The organism is Thermosipho globiformans (genome assembly GCF_003990895.1).
GTDB lineage: Bacteria > Thermotogota > Thermotogae > Thermotogales > Fervidobacteriaceae > Thermosipho > Thermosipho japonicus.
Window position 1 is genome coordinate 45,812 of the sequence record NZ_BHXD01000011.1, and the last position, 23,844, is coordinate 69,655.

Below are 23,844 nucleotides of genomic sequence, written 5' to 3' on the forward strand. Positions count from 1 at the left end.
AATGTTCTTTTATCTCTTTAAGAAGCTCTCTTTTTATTAGATTCATATTTTCACCCTCTTTTTGAAAATATATCCATTTAAATTATAACACGAAAATTTAGGAAGTAAACTTCTAATTTAGTACGAGATTTTTAGAAGTATATTTTATAAATAGACCGATATTTTACGAAGTAGTTAATGACTACCTCCATTTTACACCTTATCAATTACTTTTTCTATTTGTTGCATACAACCAGAAAATGTTGCTTTTGGTAAATGCAATTAGACTGACCAAAAAAATTGATATGGAGGATTATAAAAAGTTGTTGATTAGAAGCAGTTATGTGGATTGTGGAAGGGAGAAAGAAAAATATATTCTCTTTTCAAAAGCGGGGTTAAAAATGAATTATCTGGTATTAATGATCTGATCTTAATTACTCCAGAAGATATGATAAAGTAAAGCAAATAGTAGTTACTTTGCTTATTTGATAATATACAAACTATTTTTTAACAATATATGAAATTTTAGTTATTACAACTTGACTTTTACAAAAAAAGTGTGGTAGTATTTTGTTAGATTGAATTTGTTTTTATATACTAGAACAAATAAGTTAATTGCTAATTTTATATAGTTGCAAAAAGTGATTATCAACAGCTTTTTATAAATAAAAACCGAAATGGAGAGTAACCGTGGAGGTGCACTAATGTCAAATATTGAATATATATTAGAGCAATACAAAAATAGACTAGTCGACATTTCTACAAGGAACAGAACTCTTTGTTTGACAAAATTATATAAGCGTCGCTCTTTTGATTTGTTTCTTCTTGAAGAATATTTTAATGGTATCATAGAAAAAGTTCTAGAACATATTATTAATAGAAATGGAAAGAAAGTTTGTATTTTAGATATTGAAAATATAAATATAATAAATGAAGATGAAGAAGATCTCATCAAGAATGAATTGTCGAATTTTTCTCATATTTTAAGAACTATTAAAAGAGAAATAGACCTAATTGAAAAAGAAACAGGAAGATATGAATTGTTTGTTGCATATCCTTTTATAGAAGGTAAATTTTTAGATGGTACCTATGTAAAATCTCCAATTTTCCTTTTTCCAGTAAAGTTAGATTATAGTAATGGAAAGTGGTATTTAGAAAGGATAAAAGATGAAGAGGTTTTACTAAACAAGGTATTTTTAATAGCTTTTAAAAGGTATAATTCAGCAAAAATTATTGAGGAAGATTATAAAGAAGATTTTTCGTTGGAAAGCATTATAGAGTATTTTAGAAATATTGGAATAAAATTAGCTTGGAATAATAGTACAAAAATAGAGAAATTTAAAGAGGGGAAAGAAAATAAAATACCTTCTGGGATTCTTGAATTGAAAAACTATATTATATTAGGGAATTTTAAGATAGCAAGTTCAATATATAGTGATTATATAAATCTAGAAAATAAAGTTATAAATAACGAACTTTTAAAACTACTGCTGACAGGTAAGAAAAAAGAAAATTTTTCCAAATACGAAAATTTAAAGGATAATGAACAAATTGATGAAAAAAATTTTTTCTATATTTCATCACTAGATTTCAGTCAGGAAAAAGCCATAAAAATGGCAAATGAAAAAGATGGTGTTGTAATATACGGACCTCCTGGAACCGGAAAATCTCAAACTATCTCAAATTTAATAGCTGATTTCCTTGCAAAGGGAAAAAGAGTTTTGGTAGTATCAGAAAAAAGAGCAGCGTTAGATGTGTTACTTAATAGACTTTCTCCTATCAAAAGCAAAGTAATGTTAGTGCACGACTCGCAAAAAGAAAAAAAAGAAATATATAACAAAATAAGGCAGGAGTATATAAAAGTAATAAACGAAAGTATTGAAGGCAAGCTTAAAAAGATAAACAATTATTCCAAAAAAATAGAAGAAAAATTGATAGAACTTGAAGAATTTTCAGATACAATGTACAAAGAAAGAGAATTTGGTTTAAGTCTTGCTAATATGTATGCATTAACAAGTAAAAATCTGGAAAATAAGGAAAGAGAATTATTTTTAGACTTTCGAAGTAATTTTAGTGGACAGTATAAATATGATGATATTAAAGAAAGTTGTAACCGTGTAAAAGGATTGTTAAAAAACTATATAAGATATAGAAATATCGAAGAAGAATATAAAAAACAGATAAAAGACACAAAAAAGGGATTGGATTCATTTTTAATTCAACACACTTTAGATGAATTTTCAAAATTACAATTTGAATGGAAAATAAATTTTAACAGCAAATACAAAGAAGAAATTAAAAGAGCACTTCAAGAAAAGGAAGAAATCAATACACTTGTGAAAGAAATAAATGAGAGCATAAATTTAGAACTTTTTAAAAAGCTTAAGAAAGTGTCAGAATTTAAATGGTATAATCCTATTCATATTATATTCTTAAAATTTAGAAGAAAAACGAAAGAAAAGCTTGAAAGATTAATAGAAGAAAAAGAAAGCGAAATCCTAAATGAAATAAAAAATGACTTCGAAAAAGGAAAAGAAATTCTTTCGAAAATAGGATTTCTAGAAAATGTTATTGATAATTTTTCAATGTTTGAAAAGAAAATCTTAGATGAACAAGATTTAAAAGAGTACATTGGAAAACTAAAAGATTTTCTAAAAGTATATGAAGAGTATTATACACTAGATTCTCAACTGTTAGAAATTCTAGAATTTGACAGGAAGATCCTAGAATTCATATATCAACAAAGAAATTATGGTATTGATTTTGTATTTCATAGAATAGAGAAATTTTTCATATTAAATGAAATAACAAAAATTGAAAAAGAAGAAAAGCCAAAAATAGTAAAATATAAATCATATAATAATATTGTAAAAGAAGTTTTTGAAAATATGGAAAACAAAAAAATAACAGTCAAAGAACATATCATTAATTATTGGAACAAAGAATTTTTAAACACCTTAAGAGGAGATGAGAAACTTTCTAAAAATTTTGAGAGACAAATTAATAAAAAATCAAAGTTATGGAGCATAAGAAAATTAATCGAAAATTTTAATTTGTTAGTTTTAAAACTTTTTCCTTGTTTTCTTGCCACACCTGAAACGGTCTCTGAGATATTTCCGCTTAAAGAGGGATTGTTCGATATAATAATATTTGATGAAGCTTCTCAAATTTTTATCGAGAAATCAATTCCTGCAATTTATAGGGCAAAAAAGGTTGTAGTTTCTGGCGACGATAAGCAACTAAAACCAACTTCAGTATTTATGATAAGAGAAGAGCAAGATGAAGAATTTGATATGGAAATATCTGCAGCTATGGAAGAGGAAAGTTTACTTGATGTTGCTAAAGTAAACTTTGATTCAACCCATCTTTTGTTCCACTATAGATCAGAATATAAAGAACTCATTGAATTTTCAAATCATGCTTTTTATGATGGAAGATTATATGTTTCACCAAATATATCAAATGAAAAGCCAATTGAAAGAATTAAAGTAAATGGGACCTGGAAAAATAGACAAAACTTGGAAGAAGCAAAAGAAGTTGTAAAACTTGTTAAAAAGATACTAAAAGAAAGGGAAAACAAAGAAACTATAGGTATAGTCACATTCAATTTAAATCAAAGAAATCTGATTTACGATTTATTAGATAACGAATCAATGAATGATCCAGAATTTCAATCATTATATGAAATTGAAAGTAATAGAGTCGAAAACGGAGAAGACAAAAGTATATTTGTAAAAAATATAGAAAATGTTCAAGGAGATGAAAGAGATATAATCATATTTTCAACTTCTTATGCAAAGGATCAAACTGGAAAATTCAGGTTCAATTTTGGACTTCTTTCACAAGAAGGTGGTGAAAATAGATTAAACGTTGCAATTTCAAGAGCAAAGAAAAAGATATATGTCGTGACTTCATTTGAACCTGAAGAATTAGAAGTTGAAAGTTCTAAAAACAGAGGTCCGAAACTTTTAAAAGAATATTTAAAATATGTAAGAGCAATTTCAAATGGAAACATTGAAGAAGCTAATAACATACTTTATAACCTTTCAAATGTTAAAAATAATAAAAGTTCGGAACCTGAAAAATTTGAAAGTCCATTTGAAGAAGAAGTCTACGAATATCTAGAAAATAGCCAAATTTTGAAAAAATATGACCTTGAATTACACACACAAGTAGTTTCATCAGGATATAGAATAGATTTAGGTGTTTATGACAAAAAATTTGGTAGATACGTTTTGGGAATAGAATGTGATGGGGCAAGATACCACAGCAGTTTAACTGCAAGAGAAAGGGATATACACAGACAAAGATTTTTAGAATCAAAGGGATGGAAAATAGTAAGAATTTGGAGCAAAGATTGGTGGCAAGATAAAGAAAGTCAAGTAAAAAAAGTAGAATTATTTATAGAAAAAGAACTTGAGAAATATTTAGATGCAAGTGTTTGAAAATACTTTATTTTTTACCTTTTTACTTTGGTCAGGATCATCATACCTTTTAAATGTACTTAACGAGAAACATTGATAGCCAAATAATAGGAGAAAAGATCCTTTGTTGTGCTCAAAGTGACAAAAGAAAAGTAATTTGGTAGAACTCCCTTCATGTCATTCTGTGGTGCAAAGCAACGAAGAATCTTGACTGATACTTAATTATTGAAGATTACAAAAAATTTTTTGTAAATATTTACAACACAAGCAAAAACCACAGTTTTCCTGTGGTTTTTTGTTTGTAACTGTTTGTTATACATAAGTTTTCTAAATTAAGTTTATATTTACTTTCTATTTTTTGGTTTTTAAAAAGATTAGTAATATTTAATAGTTTTATAACGCTTTAAGCATTTGCAGAACTTTCTTGTTTGTTTATAAGTCAAAATAATGTAACACAGAATAAAGTAATAAGTAATAAATAATAAATGCTGTTACAGACGTGATATTTTAAATACTAAAAAATCAATATAAATAAAATAATCTTGTTGGAATTACTATTAAGAAATGGACTTAGTTAAAGAGATCAAAAAAGGAGGTTTAAAAGTGAGTTGTGAGAATTTCGAAATATTTTTGACAGAATTAGAGCGTCAGTGTAATTTTGCAGGAATAGCTTTAGAACATATAAATATGGGAGTTAAAGCAATGAATTTGGAATTTGTATGGTATTCCATTCAAAGTTTTTTGATTGCAACAGCTAATATTTCAAAGATTTTGTGGCCAAGTTCTAAACGCTATAAAGAAAAGGGGGAAAAATTAAGAAAAGTTTTAGACATAAGTGAAAATTTTCTTATTAAATCAAGAGAATTCAGAAACCACTTTGAGCATTTTGATGAAAGAATAGATGAATGGATAAGGAAGTCTAAAAGTCATAATTTTGTTGATTCAAATGTCGGAGCTATTAATGAAATTCAAGGAATAGAACAGGAGGACATTTTTAGAAATTTTGACCATAAAAAATGGGAGCTTATATTCCAAGGAAAGACTTTTAATTTAGCAAAAGCAAAAAAAGAAATAGAAGAAATATATGGAAAAATTCAAAAGACAAAAAGGTAATATTATTTCTTAGAATTATAGAAGAAAAGAAAAAATGAAAGAGTATTGAGCAATGAATTTTTTGAAAAAGTTTTGATTTAATACAGAAGATTATAGACATATATAATGATTAAACAAATATACAGATTTCCAAGCTAGCAATTACTAAAAAACTTGATAATGTTCTTTTGGAAAAGATAAGAGTAATGAGCTAATAGCATTAAAATTAGGAAAAAACAATATCAAATTTTGTTATGCTATGGATTATCAAAGCAGCTTGCTAAAAAGGTTAATAGTCTAGCACCAAATAAAATAAGGAAAATTACAAATGTAAAAACATATACGATTTTATTTGGTTTTGAACAAAATACATATTTAGAAAAGATAAAAAACAATACATTTAATCTAAAAATAGTTCAGATTTAAATTACAAAATTTATGTGGAGGGAGTTAGAAAAATAAGTTAATGAGGTGATTTTTATGCTTAATAGTAAAGGTATAATAGATTTAGAGGAATTGTTGATTACAATCTATGATTCAGAGATAAAAGAACTTATGAGAGAAGCAGTTGATTGTTATAACGTAGGAGCATATAGAGCAGCTATTATTCTTACATGGAATGCAGTGTTATATGATTCGTATAAAAAAGCTAAATATTTAGCAGAAAATTTTGAAGATGATCAAGCCAATGATATTGTATCAAAGATTGAGACAAATCTAAAAAATGGGAATCTTAAAAGAGAATGGGATTTGGTAGAGGAATATACTGCTCCCCTGAAAAATTGGACAGAGAAAAAAGAGAGAGTATAATTTTTCACGAGGGGGAGTAAAAAGTATGAGAAGAAAGTTTTCTGCTGAAGAAAATTGTAGTTGTTCTTGAAGGTTTAAGAGGGCAAAAAGCTATAGCTGAAATTTGCAGAGAACACGGTATTTCTCAAGGACAGTATTACAAGTGGAGAGATAAGTATTGGTGCAAAGTCTGCACTTGAAAATTCTTCCAATTCTTCTCAAGTGGCACAATATCAAAGAAAGATACAAGAGCTTGAACAAATTATTGGTAAACAAGCTATCGTTATTGAGACACTAAAAAAAACAGTCATTCATCCTGGAGGAAAACAGTAAGTTTATTAATTGAAAAAGGATTCAGTATATCTGAAGCTGTAAGGTATTTGAAAATAAGTAGAAGTACGTATTATTACAAAACGAAAAAATACATGAGAATGAAAAATGATGAAAGTGTTCTTAAACTTATACAAAAGTTAAAGCAGGAACATCCATATTGAGGATATAGACGTATTTGTGCTATGCTTAGAAAACAGGGAAAGAAAATCAATCACAAAAGAGTCTACAGAATAATGAAAGAAAATGGATTGCTTCTAAAGAAGCACATAAAGAAAGCAAAAAGAAGTTTTCAAAGAAAGATAATTCCAACCAGGCCAAGGCAGGTATTGGGAATAGACATGACGAAAGTAATGACGAAGGATGGAGGCTGGGTAAATTACATAGCAGTAATAGACTGGAATACAAGAGAAGTACTAGGCTCACAAATAAGTCTTAGGGGAAGAACAGAAGAATGGCTAAAAGCGCTGAATAAAGCATTAAATGAAGGGTATAAAGATGGGGTAAGAGGAAAGGGAGTAATACTCGTAAGTGATAATGGTAGTCAGCCTACAAGCAGGAGATTTATGGAAGAGTGTAAGGTATTAGGAATACAGCAAATATTTACAAGTTACAATAATCCGAAGGGGAATGCAAATATAGAAAGGTATTTTAGAACGTATAAAGAAGAAGTAGTATGGCCGGTTGAAGAAATGAGTTATTCAGAGTTAGTAGTAAAAACAAAAAGATACGAAGAATTTTACAATAGTAGATATCCACACAGTGCATTGAAATACAGAAGCCCACGAGAGGTATACGAAGAATACTTAAACTACACAAAAATTTCTTGATTTCTGTCCAACTTTTCGGGGTGCATTACAACATCTTTTAGAAGATTCATTTGTAAAACACAAATTTCTTTGTCAGTATTAATGACAATGTTAGAACAAGATTAACTCATATTCTTGAAGTTAAGCAAATTGTTAATACTTTTTCTAGCTAAACACTACATTAACTGAAACAATAGCTTTTGATCATTATATTGGATATCCACCATTTAGCCATATTGGAGAAAGAATTTTGATTTTATAAAAAATACCTAAATAAGTTGAGTGATAAAGAACATTCTACTCCAACATTAATTTTGCACTTTCAATAAATCATTCTATTCCTCATCTTCTGTCTTTGATTCATATAAAATCAGATTTCCTATATAGGTTAGCTTTAGTGAAAAGTAATTTTTAGACAATTTTCCTAAAATATAAAAATTAATAGAAAATTTGGTAATTTTAGTATTTTTTGCTATAATACTAATTATAATTAGTATAATTATGATTAGTATAATTGTATTTAGTTATATTAAATGGGTGGTGATATTATTTTTATAAATCGATTTGAAGAAAAGAAATTACTCAATGAAATACTTACCTCTTCCAAAAAAGAAGTTTTCATATTATACGGAAGAAGGCGTGTAGGAAAAAGTGCTTTGCTAAAAGAAGTTTCAAAAAATAAAAGAACTTTATTTTATACTGCTAGAAAAATATCAAAAAATGAACAATTAAATAGTTTTTCTAGAAGTGTTGGAATTTTTTTAAATATGGGAAATATAAGATTTGAAAATTGGGAAGATGCTTTTAGAACCTTATTTAATTACTCAAAAAGAAAAAATATAGTTATCATTCTTGATGAATTTCAATATCTTGCAGAAAAAAATGAAGAGATAATTTCTATTCTTCAAATTTTACTAGATGAGTTTGATGATTCTAAAATTAAACTTATTCTTTGCGGTTCAAGTATAAGTTTTATGGAAGGAATATTGAGTTATAAAAATCCATTATATGGAAGAAAAACTGGGAGTTTAAAATTAAATCCCATTTCTTTTGAAAATTTAAAGCTTTTCATACCAGAGTATAATTACCACCAATTAATTGAAATCTATTCAATAATTGGAGGTATCCCCTATTATCTAACTTTATGGAATGGAAAAACAGATATATTTTCAAACATTGAAAATCTATTTTTAAAACTTGGTGCGCCATTAAAAGAAGAACCATATTTTATTTTGTATCAAGAACTAAGAGAACCTGCAATCTATCAATCAATACTTGAAGCTCTTGCAAGTGGTAGAAATAAAATCAATGAAATTACATCATTTATTGGAGAAAATGATTCTAGAAAAATACAACCGTATTTGAAATCACTCATTAACTTAAAATTGATAAAAAGAATTACTCCCGCACTTTTAAAAAATCCTCATAGAACAAAAAATTTCTTGTACGTTATTGACGATCAGCTGTTTAGATTTTGGTATAGATATATTTTCCCATACAAAGAAAGCATAGACTTAAATGAATATGAAAACGTTTTGAATTTAATTGAAAATGATTTTTCACAATATGTTTCATTTGAGTTTGAAAAGCAAAGTGTAAATTACTTAAAAAGGCGTTTTAATTTAATTGAAGCGGGAAATTTTTGGAAAAAAGATGTTGAAATAGATATGTTAGGAAAAGACAAAGAAGGGAAAATATATGCTGCTGAAATAAAATGGCGAAATAAAAAGATGAATATAAAGGATTTTTATAATTTGAAAAACAAAGTTGAAAAACTACAATTGAATGTAGACTATTTTATTTTAGTTTCAAAAAGTGGTTTTGAAGAAAATCTTTCTGAAATAGATGATAATGTATACTTTATTGAATTTAACAAAGAAAAAGGTTGGCAAGATTGGCACGGTGTAAAAAGATAACAAATTCTTGTTTTACCAGGGGCATCTAATAGCTGTAATTTAGATTTTCTAAATGCTCTCTTATTTTTCTCAAGTAATGTACTTTTTATCTGGTCTTGTATAATTTCAAAAAGTCATTAGGAGTATAAATTATTAAATCTTTAATTTCTTGAAAATGCTTTTTGTTTCCAGTAATTATTGGCACGTTTACAAATAAAGCTACTTCTATAAATGGTAGATCACCTTTATCTATTAAGTCCAACGAAATTGGCGGAGGAGACACTAAAATTGACGTCGATTCAATGAAATCAATTAGGTCATTAACTAACTTTTTTGGAAATCCAAACTTTTCTCTCAATAACACATTTCTATACTCGCTAACTATCCTACTGTCAGCACATATTAATAGTTTTTCTGAAAGAACTAAATTCAAAATTTTAGCAGGGAGGCTTTCAGGTTTTAATATTCCAGAAACTATTACATTAGTATCAACAACTACCTTCATCTCGCACCTCATCAATTACTTTGGCTATTTCCTCATCGCTGAGTTTATCTAATCCTTTTTGTTTAGAAATAAGTCTCATTTCTTCAAGGGCTCTCATAGCTTTTACCTGTCTAAATGCTGCTAAAGTACTCTCAATATCTTCGATATCGTTTTCGATACGAATAACAATTGCTTTTGGCTTCCCATTTGAAGTAATAATGGTTTCATTTTCTTTCCATAAAGTAGCGGGGTTTGAACGTATTTCTTTACTTCTTACATAGCGTATTTTACGCATCATATCACCTCCAATATCCTACTTTAAATCATACCATATTTTATATTTTTATCAAAATATGAATAATTTCTTATTTTTTAAAGTTCAAAATAAATTTTTCATAAAATAAAATGCATTTATTAACAGTACAATGAAAAACGCACGTGTATCAAAATATAATTTTACTTTTCGAAAATCATGAAAAAGAATTGAATAAGATTTAGATACAGAAGATAAATATTAGCTTTAAATAAGGCATGAAAACACAAATACTTATTTTCAAGTTTGCAAGTCCTTACATTTATTAAATGAGTTTAAATAAAATAGTAAATATGTTTATTTATTTGAATACAATTATTATCGACTGTTTTTACCACAAAAAACCAAGTACCCACAATGGAATTTTATTTTTGATTGGAATGTCAAGATCATCTCTTATCACAAAATCTGAATTTTTTATCTTTTTGTTTTTACCTCCAACTTCTATTTTATAACTGTCAAACACAAAATCCCCCTCTTTTTCATTTTTAATTGAATATACTTTTCCAATTTCTTTCAAAGCAAAAACCACAAATGCTTCTTTGAAATTACCAATTTCACCATCAAAAATATGGTAAAATGATGGATCAGAAAGAAATATTTTATCACCTTTTGTATTAACTTTATAGTTCTCTTTTTTGTTCACTATATTTATTAGTCCTGATTCTTGTAACACATATAGTATTTCGTATAATTTTTGCTTTCCAACGTTCCATTCTCTGCACATTGATTCAACATTAATAGTTGGAATTTTTGAATAAATTAAATAGCTAACAATAGCCCACATTAATCTTAAATGGTTATCTCTAATAGTTTCTAGAAAATATGGAATATCACTATAAATTGTCTTTTCAAGAACATTTTTCATTTTTTCTGAAAAATTTCCTTCAATATAAAAAGGACGAGTTCCTGAAGTTGAATAATTTTTAAAATATTTCAAAATATCTATATCCTTGGTTATCGAAATGATATATTCTCTATCAAAATCAAATGGTGAAGAAATTTTATTAAATTTTATTCCAGTTTCAAAGTATAAATACTCTCTAAAAGATAATAACGGTAGTTTTACTTTAACAAATCTTCTTGAAAGGTCAGAATTTCCTTTCCTTAAAATAATGCTACTGCTATCACTTATCCAGATTTTTTTATTTGGGAAAGAATCATACAACGATTTTATTTGAATGCTCCAGTTGTTTAAATAATGGACTTCATCAACAATTAATCCATTAAAACCTTCTTGAAAAACACTTTCTCCAAGTTCATAAAGTGAAATTTGCGAAAACAGTGGATCGTCTCCTGAAACATAAAATAGATTGTTCTTTTTTGCGCTCATTAACAAATAAGTTGTCTTACCTACTCCCCTTGGACCATATATTAACAAACCTCTTTCTCTTTCAAATTTTTCAAAATTTTCAAAATAAAGTCTTTTTTTATTAGGAAGAAAATTAATCATTCTTTCTTTTTTCTCTTCAAATTTTTCAAGTATTTCTACTCTTTTCATATTTTTACCCCCATTAATTCGTTCTATAACAAAACTATTATACTATATTATCGTTTTATAATAAAACGTTATATAGGCTTAATATTAAATATCGTTTCAAAATAAAACGATATTATGTAAAAAAACGTTTTGAAACAGAACGATTATTTAATGTATGAATAAAACTTTTGAAATTTTATAAAAGAGTGTTATAAAGAATAATAAAATAGCAATTTTCATACCGGTCCAAGAATTTATTTTTCAAAGGTTGCCCTCTATGTTTTTTTATCATCATATTAATCCATTAAATTAGAGCATAATAATTAACTTTTCATTTTTAGTCAATACAGTGACTAAATTAGGCCCAATTTGGTCAGTGAATTGACTATATGTTATAATATAACTTACCCAGGAGGTGAAAACATGGATTTTTCATATGTCTATAACCAAAATCCATGGTGGGAAGATAGCAAATCAATATATTTTGATATGCATATAAGAAAATTTGAAAAAAGTAAATTTAAGTACATACCTTGTTTTATGAAAAATTTAAAAAACTACAAGAATGGTATTTACATATTAAAAGGTCCAAGGCAGATTGGAAAAACAACAGTATTAAAACTTCTCATCAAAGATCTTATTGAAAAAAATGTTAATCCATCAAATGTCCTTTATGTAACCCTTGATTTAATAAGCAACGAAAATGAACTTACGCAAATTCTAATTGATTATTTTTCCATTAAAAACAACATAAAAGAAAAAAAGTATTTGTTCCTTGATGAGATTTCAAGTGTAAATAATTGGCAGAAATCTATTAAATATTTATATGATACAGGAAGACTAGAAAATGCATTTGTAGTATTAACTGGCTCTTCATCATATGATCTGAAAAAATCTTCTGAAAGGCTTCCTGGAAGAAGGGAATTTGGGAAAGATATAGTGTATTTACCAGTTTCTTTTAAGGAGTATATTACTCAAAATCATAACATCGACTTTCAGTATAAATTGGAAGATTTATTCGAAATGAGTGAAAAAGAGTTAAAAACATTAAATCTAAAACTTACAAGGTTTAAAGAAGATTTTAAAACATACATTAATACTGGAGGGTTTCCAAAAGTAATTAACGATTTCTTTGAAAATAACTCTATATCTGAAGAAACTTTAAATACATACACAAACTACTTGTATGGTGATATTGAACGATTTAATCGCTCGAGGTTAATATTAAATCAATTGCTTTTTAAGATTCCAGATATAATAGGTCAACGTTTTACCTGGAATTCTCTTTATAACGAAATTGAAGGAGCTGGTTCGAAAAATACAATTGAGGATTACTTTACCTTATTAAGTATGAATTTTCTTTTTGGGATTTTATTTTTCTATGACTTTTCTAAAAAAACAATTAAACCCAAAAAACAAAAAAAGATTTATCCAATAGATTTAATTATAACATTTGTTATAGAAAAAATTACTAACACCCAAATTAAATTACCTGCAAAAATTGAGCAAATTGTCTTTACCCACCTTTTAAAATACTCAAAATATTTACCTGAGGGATTAATGTTATATAACGGACCATATTTTTGGTACTCTCAGAAAGGAAAGGAAATTGATTTCTTAATTAATCTAAAAAGTGACATTATTCCAATAGAAGTTAAATTTAAAAACAACATTTCTCCTTCTGATTACTTAACAATGAAAAAAGTATTTCAAAAAGGTATTTTAATAACAAAAAATACTGTATTTAAAAAGGATAATATAGTAGCACTTCCAATTGAATCATTTTTACTTATTACGTAAAATTTCAGAACCGGATTTTTATAATTATAGTTTAAACTATAATAGTCTAAACTATAATAGTTCTTACAATAATATGGTATAATCTTTTCGAGGTGATATTATGAAATTTGTTGATAGAATTGACGAAATAAAATTCTTAGAAAAAGAGTATAAGAGAAAAACTTCTTCCTTTATAGTATTGTACGGCAGAAGAAGAGTGGGAAAGACAAGACTTATAAAAGAATTTATTAAAAACAAGGATAGTGTATATTTTTTGGCAACCGAGGAAAGTGAAACAGAAAATATTAAAACATTCCAAAATATCCTCTATTCAAAATATAAAATTCCACTGCTTGATAATAACAAATTATTAGGATGGAATGACCTTTTTTACATAATTTCAACCTTAAAATTAGAGAAAAAACTAATCATAGTGATAGATGAATTCCAGTATTTATTAAAGTCTAATAAAGGCTTTTCTTCTATTTTGCAAAAATCATGGGATGAATATTTGAAAGATAAAAATATAATGCTAATTATTTCTGGATCAGCACTTTCTATGATAAAAAGAGAAGTTCTTTCATATTCAAGTCCACTATATGGAAGAAGAACTGGTCAAATAAATCTTAAGCCAATTAAATTTAAATATTTCAAAGAGTTTTTTGAAAATAAAAATATTGACTTAATAAAACTCTATTCTTTAACAGGGGGAATTCCAAAATATGTAGAAATATTAGAATTAAAAGAGGATATATATGATACTATTAAAGAGAATTTTCTAAACGTTAATTCTTATCTATTCGAGGAACCCTATTTTTTACTGGAAAAAGAGTTGAAAGATATAGGATCATATTTTTCAATAATAAAGGCCATTGCAAACGGAAATAATAAACTCTCAAAAATTTCAGCAAGCCTTGGCATAAAGCAAACATCTCTAAGCTATTATCTAAACAATCTAACCGAGCTTGATATATTAGAAAGAGAAGTTCCAATTTTAGAAAAAAATCCACAAACAAGTAAAAAAGGAATATATAAAATAAAAGATAATTTTTTAAATTTTTGGTTTAAGTTTATATATCCGTATAAAAGTTATATAGAAATTGGAAACATTGATTTTGTTATGAACATAATAAAAAAATCCTTTATTGAAAGACATGTAAGCTTTATATACGAAGATATTAGTAAAGAAAAATTGATAGATTTAAATTTAAATGATAAATTACCAGTAAAATTATCAAAAATTGGAAGATGGTGGGACAAAAACTTAGAAATTGATATTGTAGGAGTAGACAAAGAAAATAAACCAATTCTTTTTGGAGAGTGTAAATACACAAAAAAACCAGTAGATTTAGACGTGTATTATACTTTGGTAGAAAAATCAAAAAAACTTTTAAAAGATAACAATCATAATAATTTGTATTTTGCTTTCTTTTCGTATAATGGATATACAAAAGATTTTACAGATAAAGTAAAAAAGGAAAAAAATATACTTATTTTTGAAGGAGATTTATCCGAAAATTATTAAAGTTTTAGCAAAGTAAAAAAACTATCTAATTTTAAATCTAAAACTAATATACTCTCTAATTATAACATCCCGTTCTTATTTCAATTTTTCAAACTTCTTCTAGTAAAATTACCAAAACTTAGAATAATTTTATTTATTCAATGAACGAAAATTTTGATATATTCATTTTCACAAAAAGTGCAAATATCAAAATTTATCGTAGCAATAGTTAAAACATCTAAAAATTAAAAAATACTAAACAAAAGTGTCGTTATTTATAGAATAGATTAGACAAAAGCGTGCGCTTTTATCGAATGTGGTCGAAAAAAAAGAACAGTTTGTGTTATAATTTTATTGAAAATTATGCAAAAAGGGGATGAATAAAATGAATTTTGATGATTTATACATAATGAACCCATGGTGGAAAATTAAAAATGAAGTTTATAACGATAAACACATAGTTTCATTTGAAAAGAGTAAATTCAAGTATTATCCAGAAAAATTATTTAGAGAAATAGATTTATCAAATCCTGGTATATACACATTAAGAGGGCCCAGACAAATAGGAAAAACTACATTTTTAAAGCTTTTAACAAAAAAACTCATTGAAAATAACATAAATCCGTTAAATATTTTCTATCTAACATGCGATGGTTTAAAAGACAGATATGAATTAACAGAAATTCTCAAAGTTTATTTTCAAACGTACAACACATCTAAAAAAGAGATGAAATATATTTTTCTAGATGAAGTAACATCAATAGAAGATTGGCAATATTCAATAAAGTATTTGGTTGATATTGGAATTTTGGATAACTCTTTGCTAATTCTTACAGGTTCATCGGCATACGATTTAAAAAGCTCAAGCGAAAGACTTCCTGGAAGAAAGGGGTATGGAAAAGATTTAGTTTATCTTCCAATAACTTTCAGAGAATTTTTAAAAAGCTTAAATGTTGAAATTGAAAAAAAAGATATTGAAGAAATTTTATCTTCAACAGAAGAAGAACTAAAAACATTACAATTTAAATACTCATTTATTCAAGAATATTTTCTAAAATATGTAAATTGTGGCGGCTTTCCTAAAATTATTGATGAATTTTTTGATACTGGAACAATCAGTGAGTTAACAAGAAAAATTTACAAAGATTTTGTATTGGAAGACGCAGAAAAATACATAAAATCAAGAACGAACATTATAGAAATTTTCAAAAAAATTCCAGATATAATAGGTCAGCGATTTTCTTGGAATTCTTTAAAAGAACATTTAAGTGGTCTTTTTGAAAGTGTTGATACAGTTCAAAAATACTTTGGATATTTTGGATACAGCTTTATCTTTTCAACTGTTTTCTTTGTAGACATTTCCAAAAAAACAATAAAGCCAAAAAAACAAAAGAAAATTTATCCTATGGATAATATCGTAAATTTAGCAATTTACGACTTGACCGGCAAAGAAATAGGACTGCCTCAACGCATTGAAATGTTAACCCTTAACCATATTTTAAAAAATGAAGACGTAGTTGATAATGGTTTAAACTTATACCACGGTCCCTTTTTTTGGTATTCCGATCGCGGTAACGAAATTGATTTTGTTTTTGACTACAAAGGAAAATTAATTCCCATTGAGGTAAAATACCAAAATAAGATAAATAAATTTGATTATTTTGGCATGAAAAAAGTTTTTAAAAAAGGGATTTTAATAACTAAAGATAAAGTTTTTAAAGATGAAAATATAGTGGGAATTCCTGCATGGTTATTTTTTTCTGTTAAAGAGTAAAAATAATTTTGGGATTTTTTACACGGCGCTTTACAAAATTGACAAGATTAACTTTTTGGATAAATCACAATCAGTATAAGTAACTTTTATTAGTGTTTTTTACTTTTCTTAAAACCTGAATTTTTTAAAACAATTTTTCTTTTGTCACAACTAAATACATATTTTCTACAAATGTCACATTGTCACAAAATATGATATAATGAGTTTAGAGGTGATCAATGTGGAAAATAAAAAACTTAAATATATAGTTGAAGCATTGTTTGACAAACCTATTGATGACAAAGAACTTTTAGTAAACAGGAATAAAGAACTTGAATATTTAAATAAAATCGCATATTTTCAACCCATGGGCATCTTCGGAGTATGCGGTGAAACCGGTGTTGGGAAAACAACTACATTAAACTTTATTGATGCAGAAAATGCAAAAAAGCTATATATACTAATAACTGAAAAAGACTCTAAGGAAGTAATAATAGGGGATTTTCTATACAAACTTTCTCTTTTACAGATAAATTCAAAAAATAAAAAGATTAGAAAATTAGCAACTGAGGCAAGGAATTTTATACTGAACGAAATGAGCTACAATACCTCATACGGCGGTGGAGTTAGTTTGGCCGCCAATGTTTCATATGAAAAATCAATAAACAATAAAAAGAGATTTAATATTTATTCAGTTAAAGAATACATTGACATTCTCTTATCTTTGCTAATAGAAGAATATGGCAAAGTATTGATAATAATAGATGAGTTAGATAAGGAAAAGAAAGAAGAAGTTTTAAATATTTTAGATTCTCTGAAAAGTGTTTTGTTTAAAGAAAATATAATAACAATTGTTTCACTACCATTTTCTATATATAGAGAATATTCAAATGATAGAATGAGATGGAATGAAAGTGGTAATTTAGAAAATATATTTAAAGATATGGTCTATCTTGAACCATTAACATCAGAAGATATTAAAAAGATGATTCTAAAAAGAATAAAAGAATACCCTGATTACTTTGAAATGGACGCACTAGATGAGATAGCAACTTTCAGCGATGGAAACCCAAGAGATGCTCTGTGGATCGCACAGCAAGTAGTACTCTTTAATACCGATAAAAATAAAATTACCAAAGAGTTAGTAAAAAAAGGAATAAGAAAAATAATCTCTCAAAACCTTAATAATTCACTGTCTTTTACAGATATACAAAAAACAATATTAAAAGAGCTTGCAAAAGAACCAGTAGATAGAACTACACTTGTCAAAAGACTTGAAAAAAAAGTAAAACGCCAAACTGTTTATACATATATAAACAGAATGAAAGACGAAGGTATAATACTTGAAAAATCTGGAATACTGTACTTGCCTTCAAAAATAAAATATTATGTAGAAATTCTTTAAATTTGTCACAGTTTTAGACAAAATTATTCAATTGTCACAAAGTCACAAATAAAAACTATAAAGAAATTACAAAATTTCATTTTCCTATCCGGCACTTTCCCGGCATTATCCGGCATTCCTCCGGCACTATCCGGCAACCTGTAAATTATTATTCATCACTTATAAATTTTAGCACTTTCAATATTAATATCTTAATTTCCAGAAGATAACCACAATTTTATATCAAACTTTTCTTGAAACATAAAGGATAACTTTGATTTCAGAGTTCTCAAAATCATTTAATAAGATTTTACTAACAAAAATTATTTCCTTTTTCTGCAAGGTATTACACTAGCAAAAATCTTCTTAGAAAATGAATCTTAAAGTTTACTTTTTAATCAAATGGTTTTGCACTAACCACCTTAGCTGCAATATATGTCAATTCTTGCTCTTCAAAAACTTTATTTTTTTGACTTATTATGTATAAAAGCAGTGAAAGTTTTCCCTTAAAGACAGGCATCGAACAATTTTTTACTTTTATCCAATTTGACCTTGGAAAAACAACTACAGGAAAAACATAGTCTTTAACCTTTTTATATAATCTTTCCGAAAGATTGTTTTCAAACCATTTTAAAAGTAGTTTAGCATGTCTTTGGTTTTGTTTTGAAGGACTTGAAACTTCATGCCAAGTGTTTCCTACCTTAAGTCTCCAAATATCTTTGTCACATATCAAAGCTCCATTCCAATTTTTTGTCTCTATTACAAATATCCCTTTCTTATGAAAAATCAAATGATCAATCTGAATAAACTCACCTTTTGCTATCTCTAAAACAACATCATTAACAATTACTGCCTTCCTTGAAAGCAACATCCATAGAAAAAAAGAAACATCGGTTTCTCCATTATCACCCTTTTTCTTTTTTGATTTTAATTCATAAGTATACCAAATATTTGCAAATGGTTTTAAGATTTTTAAAAATAAATTTTTATCAAATTTTTCAAGAAAAATTCTCTTTTGATTGTTCTCTTTTTCACTAATTAGGCTATAAAATTTTTCTTTGATTTCCCTATTTTGTCTTAAAATTCTTGCAAACATAAACCTCCCCCTTGCAATTTAAAACAATAAAAAATTAAGTTGGTATGTAATTTTTTATTCTGTTTAATTATTATACTATTTAACTATTAACTTTTCAATTTGCAAAAAGTACTTCCTATTTATGTAATGCTTATCTTTAGTTTACCCCAATCTATTTTCTACTTAAAAATAAAAATTCCCCACCTTTGCATTCATCCAAAGATGGGGAATCTTTTAAATGATTTATTTTCTAAACTTTATATCATTTACAGTATATAACTAATCTCATCCTTTATAATACTTTTGATTTTTCAAAAGTTGCTCTTCTGGTACATCTCTAAATTCTTTTGCGGGAACTCCTGCAAATATTTTTTTAGGTGGCACATTTTTTGTAACGACAGCACCTGCAGCAATTAATGCATCTTCCCCTATTTCAATACCAGGTAAAATCGTTGCATTTGCACCTATTCTGGCGCCCTTCCTCAAAGTTGGTCCCTTAAAGTATTTCTTTCTTTCTTCTGTCCTTCCAAGAAAGTTATCGTTAGTAAATGTAACTTCCGGTGCTACAAAACAATAATCCTCTATGGTAGAAATTGCCGTTATATAAGCTTCTGTTTCTATTTTTACATACTTTCCAATCCTTGTTCTATTTTCAACAGTAACGCCTCTACCAATAATTGTATATTCACCTATTTCTACATCTTCTCTAATGCTTGCAAGGTCTCCAACAAAAACAAAATCTTTCAAAACTGCTCCTTTGTATATAACACAGTTAGCACCTATTGTTACATATTCTCCCAAAACAAGAGGTGGCAAAGTTTTCTCTTCAGTTGTAGCTGAGGCACTTGCTTTAAAAGGCTTTTTACCTAAGACAGTGTTATCTGCTATAACACAGCCTTTCCCAATAACTGTGCCCTCTTTAACTACTACATTGTGCCCTATAACTACTTCATCACCTATTTCTACATTATTTTCAATCACAACGTTATGTCCAAATTTTACATTCTCACCTATTTTTGCAGTTTCAGAAATATACATGTAAATCACCCCTCGTATAATTAGTTTAGTAAAAAGTATAAATTGGTCATTGAAAAGTAAATAGTGTTATGTAATTTCAAATAGTTAAAAATAGTTAATTTTTAACTATTTTGTTTATTATCATACACCTCTGGTAAAATAGTTTCAGGTTTTCACCCCTTGAGACTTAGGTCTCTTAAATAAGATTGCCTAACTAGAGTACATCTTTTTACTTGCCGGAAAATGTTTTTCCTCGTATTCTTATATACCGCGAGGTTGTAAGGGTGTACTCAATACCGAGGTGATTTCTATGGCTATTTTAGCTATTGATGTTTCAAAGAGCTCTCTGTCTTTTTACTCTGACTTTATCGGTAAAGGTTTTGTTGATAACTCTCCTCAAGGCATTTTTGACTTATTTAACAAAGCATCTGAGGCTTCTTCTGACTTTATTCTTGTTCTTGAATCTACTGGTATTTATTCTTTTGGTGTTGCTAACTACTTTTTTCAAAATCATATTCCTGTCTTTTGGGTTAAAACTGACAATATGAAGCTTTATTGTAAAATTCTTAATCGTCCTAAAACTGACAAAATTGATGCTAAACTTATTTTTGATATTGCTTCTAAATTTCCTGATTCTTTAGTCCCTTTTGTTAATAACTCATATATCATTAATGAGCTACGTAACCTTACAAGACTTTATTTAAAACTCAACGAAGATATTGCCAGACTAAAACTCAGACTTTATTCATATGTTTCTCTATACTTTCCAAAACTTGATTTTAAATTGAACAAAACATATGAATCATTACTTAAAGATTTTACAGTTGAAGAAATTGCTACTATGCCTCTTGAAGAATTATTTGAGTATATAGCCAAAGTTTCTAGACACATTGTTTCTTCTAAAGATTTAGCTGAAAAGATTCAATCTCTTGCCAAAAATGCCTTGAGGCTATCTCCTAATCCTTTTAATACTTTAAGACTTTCTATTGTATCCACTATCGAATTAATCCAACATTATGAAAAGCAAATCAATTTAGTAAAGAAAGAAATAAGCAAATTGATTAAAAGAATTCCAAATACCCTAACTACAGTCAAAGGAATTGGCGATATTACTGCTGCCGGTATAATTGCTGAAATAGGTGATATCAACCGTTTTAGAAATGCTTCAGCTTTAGCTTCATATGCCGGACTTGTATGGAACATTAAACAAAGTGGTAACTACAAATCAGAGAATACTCAACTAACCAAAAAAGGAAATAAGTACCTTAGAACATACCTTGTCATGGCAGCAAATTCACTAAGAATATATGACCCAATTTTCAAAGACTATTATCGAAGAAAATATGCTCAAACAACTACACACAAACATATGAGAGCTCTTATTTTAAGTGCAAGAAAGTTGGTAAATTTAGTGTATTACTTACTCAAAAACAACGTACCTTATGTACCTAATAGATAAGTGTAAATAGTTTAAAAGAAAGAATTACATGTGAATATGAATATTTAATTCTCAAAAGCCATATTATATGACTAAATATTTTTGTTTTTTTCTTTATCTCTTGCTTGACTCATTACCGGAAATCTTGCTAAATAATCTTTTGAATATTCCTACAAATGATCCTAGACCATATGAAATATGTAAAATCAAAAATGAAATGAATGAATAAAAAAATATCTTTAAAGATTTTTCTTTTAAAGCTATTTTTATAGAGAAAAACATGTTTAAAAATAAATATAAAGCTAATATTGAAAAGTACACGATTTTTAAAAATGTAAATCTGTAAACAAATAAGATTGAAAGCAAAAAAAATACAAAAAACAAAGGAACAAGGTGTCTTAAAGAAAAAGCTTTTTTTGCATACTTTGTAGATAAAATAACCCATAATCCATTTTGAAAGTTATTTTTAAATAAACTTTTAAAATTATCTCTTGCATAGTAATAGCTCTCTGCATTTGGAACAAGCAATATTCTCATCCCTGCATTTTTAATTCTTAGGTTCATTTCTATATCTTGATTCCTCACAAGATTTGGATTAAAAGTTCCAACCTTTTCAAATACTTCTCTTTTGTATATTCCATACGCTACTGTATCAACATACATTGCTTTTTGAGGATTAATTCTATACCTTGCACCACCTATTCCAAATGGATGCGATAGTACTTTTGAAATTGCTATCGCCTTTTTTGTATCACTTCCCGGTTTTGTTATAACCCTGCCTCCAGCTATTTCACATTTTCCTTCATCTAATCTTTTTATACATTCAGAGATATAATTTTTTGAGTATGTTGAATGTGCACCTGCTATCATAATGTAATCTCCTGTAGCATTTTCAATTCCAATATTAAGTGCAATTGGAGTAATTTTTTCTGAATTGTCAATTATCTTTATATCTTTATATCCTTTTAAAATTTCCCTTGTTTTATCGATACTCATTCCATCAACAACTATTATCTCTTTTTCAGGATAATCATTTTCTAAGATTGAATTTATACATTTTTCAATATGTTTCTCTTCGTTTCTTGTCGGAATTACAATTGTTACTTTTTTCATCTCAAGCCTCCACTAGTCTAGTACAAAATTAATAAATTCTTTTTCTTTTTCATTATCCCAAACAAATTTATCTTTGTATTTTTTTATGTTTTCTAGAAGTTTTTCATAATTTTCGTAAGCTTTAAGTATCTTTTCAACAGACTCATCTACATTATTTGGTTCTATAACTACACCTATTCCATATTTTTCAACTTCTTTTGCCATTGACACGAAAGTATTTTTAACTATTACAGGTGTTTCTGCAGCTATAGAATCATAATATTTATGAGGTAATGCAAATATATCATTTTTATAATTTTCATTCATTACAGTATTGTAGGAAATCAAAGAAAATGCAGATTTTGAAAGTTGCTCCATCATATCCTCATATGGCAAATAAGTAGTATATTCATGAGAAATATCTTTAAAAACATCTGAATCCATTCCGATAATTTTAAACTTAAAGCCTTTTTCTAAAAGTTTTTTAATTATTTTCTTTTCATTTGCCAAGTTTCTTGTTACTTTTCCAACAAAAGAAATTACTTTTACTTTTTCTCTGCCTTCAACAGAAATACTTGCATAATTTGGAACAATTAAGTAAGGCTTATTTACTTTCAACTTTTCAAAGATATCACTTTGTATTTCTTTTGATACAAAAACAAGTTTATCAGACATTTTTAATTGTCTTTCAAAAATTTTCCACATTACTTTTTCTTTTAAAACTTTTGCAATGCCCCTTAACGCATTTAAAAAATTTTCAGGATGGTATTCATGAATATCGTAAATTACTACTTTATTTCTTTTTTTTGCTATTTTAAATGGTGCAATGGGTCTTGATGCAAGAAAATGATGAAAGTATACTATATCATAGTCATAACTTTCTATCATTTCTGTTATCTTTTTATCTAATTTTCTTCTACGTATTAACTTTATTATTGGGTTGGCCTTAATATTTTTTTCATATTTTATAGGTTTATATAAAATATTCCCTTCTTTATATTCTGTTTCCTCTTTATCAGTCCAATATTGATATATTATCTCATTATCTTTAGATAATGCTTTTACCGTTCTAAAAACCCTTTTATCGTATTTTGGATGCATATAACCTATTATCAATATTTTCACATTGATACCCCCAAAGGTTATTATCTTTTTATCTGGCCTCTTACATAAGAAATTACATCTTTATATAGTAACAAATAAATAA

At 27.1% G+C, this 23,844-nt stretch carries 16 protein-coding genes and 1 pseudogene; 10 read left to right on the forward strand and 7 right to left on the reverse strand.

The window, feature by feature from the left end; genetic code table 11:
* The first annotated feature begins 683 nt into the window (after positions 1–683).
* The 5 genes and pseudogenes from EO083_RS08055 (at position 684) to EO083_RS08075 (ending at position 9,339) form a co-directional block, all read left to right on the forward strand.
* Positions 684–4,424 (forward strand): PDDEXK-like endonuclease domain-containing protein, encoded by a 3,741-nt coding sequence (locus EO083_RS08055; RefSeq protein WP_164723709.1) that lies wholly within the window; start codon positions 684–686, stop codon positions 4,422–4,424.
* Positions 4,425–5,006: 582 nt separating this feature from the next.
* Positions 5,007–5,516, forward strand: coding sequence for a hypothetical protein (locus EO083_RS08060; protein ID WP_126993664.1), 510 nt, complete (start codon positions 5,007–5,009; stop codon positions 5,514–5,516).
* Positions 5,517–5,975: 459 nt separating this feature from the next.
* A complete protein-coding gene (locus tag EO083_RS08065) occupies positions 5,976–6,305 on the forward strand; it encodes a hypothetical protein (protein ID WP_126993666.1) in 330 nt (109 codons plus the stop codon).
* Positions 6,306–6,330: 25 nt separating this feature from the next.
* A pseudogene (locus EO083_RS10195) lies at positions 6,331–7,444 on the forward strand (IS3 family transposase).
* Between the two features lie 512 nt (positions 7,445–7,956).
* Positions 7,957–9,339 carry an ATP-binding protein gene (locus EO083_RS08075; protein ID WP_126993668.1) on the forward strand — a complete coding sequence of 461 codons (1,383 nt, stop codon included), beginning with the start codon at positions 7,957–7,959 and terminating at the stop codon, positions 9,337–9,339.
* Between the two features lie 85 nt (positions 9,340–9,424).
* Here EO083_RS08075 and EO083_RS08080 read toward each other — a convergent pair whose 3' ends face one another.
* The 3 genes from EO083_RS08080 to EO083_RS08090 form a co-directional block, all read right to left on the reverse strand.
* Positions 9,425–9,823: a putative toxin-antitoxin system toxin component, PIN family gene (locus EO083_RS08080; protein ID WP_126993670.1), complete on the reverse strand. Its 399-nt coding sequence runs from the start codon at positions 9,821–9,823 to the stop codon at positions 9,425–9,427.
* Positions 9,807–10,097 carry a hypothetical protein gene (locus EO083_RS08085; RefSeq protein ID WP_126993672.1) on the reverse strand — a complete coding sequence of 97 codons (291 nt, stop codon included), beginning with the start codon at positions 10,095–10,097 and terminating at the stop codon, positions 9,807–9,809. The genes EO083_RS08080 and EO083_RS08085 overlap by 17 nt, the downstream gene beginning before the upstream one ends.
* Positions 10,098–10,446: 349 nt before the next feature.
* The gene (locus EO083_RS08090) at positions 10,447–11,616 is read right to left on the reverse strand and encodes an ATP-binding protein (RefSeq protein WP_126993674.1); all 1,170 of its coding nucleotides are present in this window, start codon (positions 11,614–11,616) and stop codon (positions 10,447–10,449) included.
* A 402-nt stretch (positions 11,617–12,018) separates the two neighbouring features.
* On the opposite strand from EO083_RS08090, the gene EO083_RS08095 reads away from it, so the two are divergent.
* The 4 genes from EO083_RS08095 (at position 12,019) to EO083_RS08110 (ending at position 18,036) form a co-directional block, all read left to right on the forward strand.
* A complete protein-coding gene (locus EO083_RS08095) occupies positions 12,019–13,395 on the forward strand; it encodes an ATP-binding protein (RefSeq protein WP_126993676.1) in 1,377 nt (458 codons plus the stop codon).
* A 100-nt stretch (positions 13,396–13,495) separates the two neighbouring features.
* Positions 13,496–14,899 (forward strand): ATP-binding protein, encoded by a 1,404-nt coding sequence (locus tag EO083_RS08100; protein ID WP_126993678.1) that lies wholly within the window; start codon positions 13,496–13,498, stop codon positions 14,897–14,899.
* Positions 14,900–15,263: 364 nt separating this feature from the next.
* The gene (locus EO083_RS08105) at positions 15,264–16,652 is read left to right on the forward strand and encodes an ATP-binding protein (protein WP_126993680.1); all 1,389 of its coding nucleotides are present in this window, start codon (positions 15,264–15,266) and stop codon (positions 16,650–16,652) included.
* Positions 16,653–16,872: 220 nt separating this feature from the next.
* Entirely contained in the window at positions 16,873–18,036 is a 1,164-nt protein-coding gene (locus EO083_RS08110; protein WP_126993682.1) for a KAP family P-loop NTPase fold protein, read from the forward strand.
* 373 nt (positions 18,037–18,409) lie between these two features.
* On the opposite strand, the gene EO083_RS08115 is transcribed toward EO083_RS08110, so the two are convergent.
* Positions 18,410–19,111 carry a nuclease-related domain-containing protein gene (locus EO083_RS08115; protein WP_126993684.1) on the reverse strand — a complete coding sequence of 234 codons (702 nt, stop codon included), beginning with the start codon at positions 19,109–19,111 and terminating at the stop codon, positions 18,410–18,412.
* Positions 19,112–19,375: 264 nt separating this feature from the next.
* Complete coding sequence (locus tag EO083_RS08120; protein WP_126993686.1) at positions 19,376–20,128, reverse strand: N-acetyltransferase; 753 nt, start codon at positions 20,126–20,128, stop codon at positions 19,376–19,378.
* 289 nt (positions 20,129–20,417) lie between these two features.
* Between EO083_RS08120 and EO083_RS08125 the strand changes: the two genes are divergently transcribed.
* Positions 20,418–21,566 (forward strand): IS110 family RNA-guided transposase, encoded by a 1,149-nt coding sequence (locus EO083_RS08125; RefSeq protein ID WP_126993688.1) that lies wholly within the window; start codon positions 20,418–20,420, stop codon positions 21,564–21,566.
* A 93-nt stretch (positions 21,567–21,659) separates the two neighbouring features.
* Here EO083_RS08125 and EO083_RS08130 read toward each other — a convergent pair whose 3' ends face one another.
* Together EO083_RS08130 and EO083_RS08135 are read right to left on the reverse strand one after the other, a co-directional pair.
* A complete protein-coding gene (locus EO083_RS08130; protein WP_126993690.1) occupies positions 21,660–22,658 on the reverse strand; it encodes a glycosyltransferase family 2 protein in 999 nt (332 codons plus the stop codon).
* A gap of 12 nt (positions 22,659–22,670) precedes the next feature.
* A complete protein-coding gene (locus EO083_RS08135) occupies positions 22,671–23,762 on the reverse strand; it encodes a glycosyltransferase (protein ID WP_126993692.1) in 1,092 nt (363 codons plus the stop codon).
* Between the last annotated feature and the right edge of the window lie 82 nt (positions 23,763–23,844).

Coding starts and splice junctions, on each gene's coding strand:
- EO083_RS08055 (WP_164723709.1), top strand. CDS start 684: ATGTCAAATATTGAATATATATTAGAGCAATACAAAAATAGACTAGTC.
- EO083_RS08065 (WP_126993666.1), top strand. CDS start 5,976: ATGCTTAATAGTAAAGGTATAATAGATTTAGAGGAATTGTTGATTACA.
- EO083_RS08075 (WP_126993668.1), top strand. CDS start 7,957: ATGGGTGGTGATATTATTTTTATAAATCGATTTGAAGAAAAGAAATTA.
- EO083_RS08080 (WP_126993670.1), bottom strand. CDS start 9,823: ATGAAGGTAGTTGTTGATACTAATGTAATAGTTTCTGGAATATTAAAA.
- EO083_RS08085 (WP_126993672.1), bottom strand. CDS start 10,097: ATGCGTAAAATACGCTATGTAAGAAGTAAAGAAATACGTTCAAACCCC.
- EO083_RS08090 (WP_126993674.1), bottom strand. CDS start 11,616: ATGAAAAGAGTAGAAATACTTGAAAAATTTGAAGAGAAAAAAGAAAGA.
- EO083_RS08095 (WP_126993676.1), top strand. CDS start 12,019: ATGGATTTTTCATATGTCTATAACCAAAATCCATGGTGGGAAGATAGC.
- EO083_RS08100 (WP_126993678.1), top strand. CDS start 13,496: ATGAAATTTGTTGATAGAATTGACGAAATAAAATTCTTAGAAAAAGAG.
- EO083_RS08105 (WP_126993680.1), top strand. CDS start 15,264: ATGAATTTTGATGATTTATACATAATGAACCCATGGTGGAAAATTAAA.
- EO083_RS08115 (WP_126993684.1), bottom strand. CDS start 19,111: ATGTTTGCAAGAATTTTAAGACAAAATAGGGAAATCAAAGAAAAATTT.
- EO083_RS08120 (WP_126993686.1), bottom strand. CDS start 20,128: ATGTATATTTCTGAAACTGCAAAAATAGGTGAGAATGTAAAATTTGGA.
- EO083_RS08125 (WP_126993688.1), top strand. CDS start 20,418: ATGGCTATTTTAGCTATTGATGTTTCAAAGAGCTCTCTGTCTTTTTAC.
- EO083_RS08130 (WP_126993690.1), bottom strand. CDS start 22,658: ATGAAAAAAGTAACAATTGTAATTCCGACAAGAAACGAAGAGAAACAT.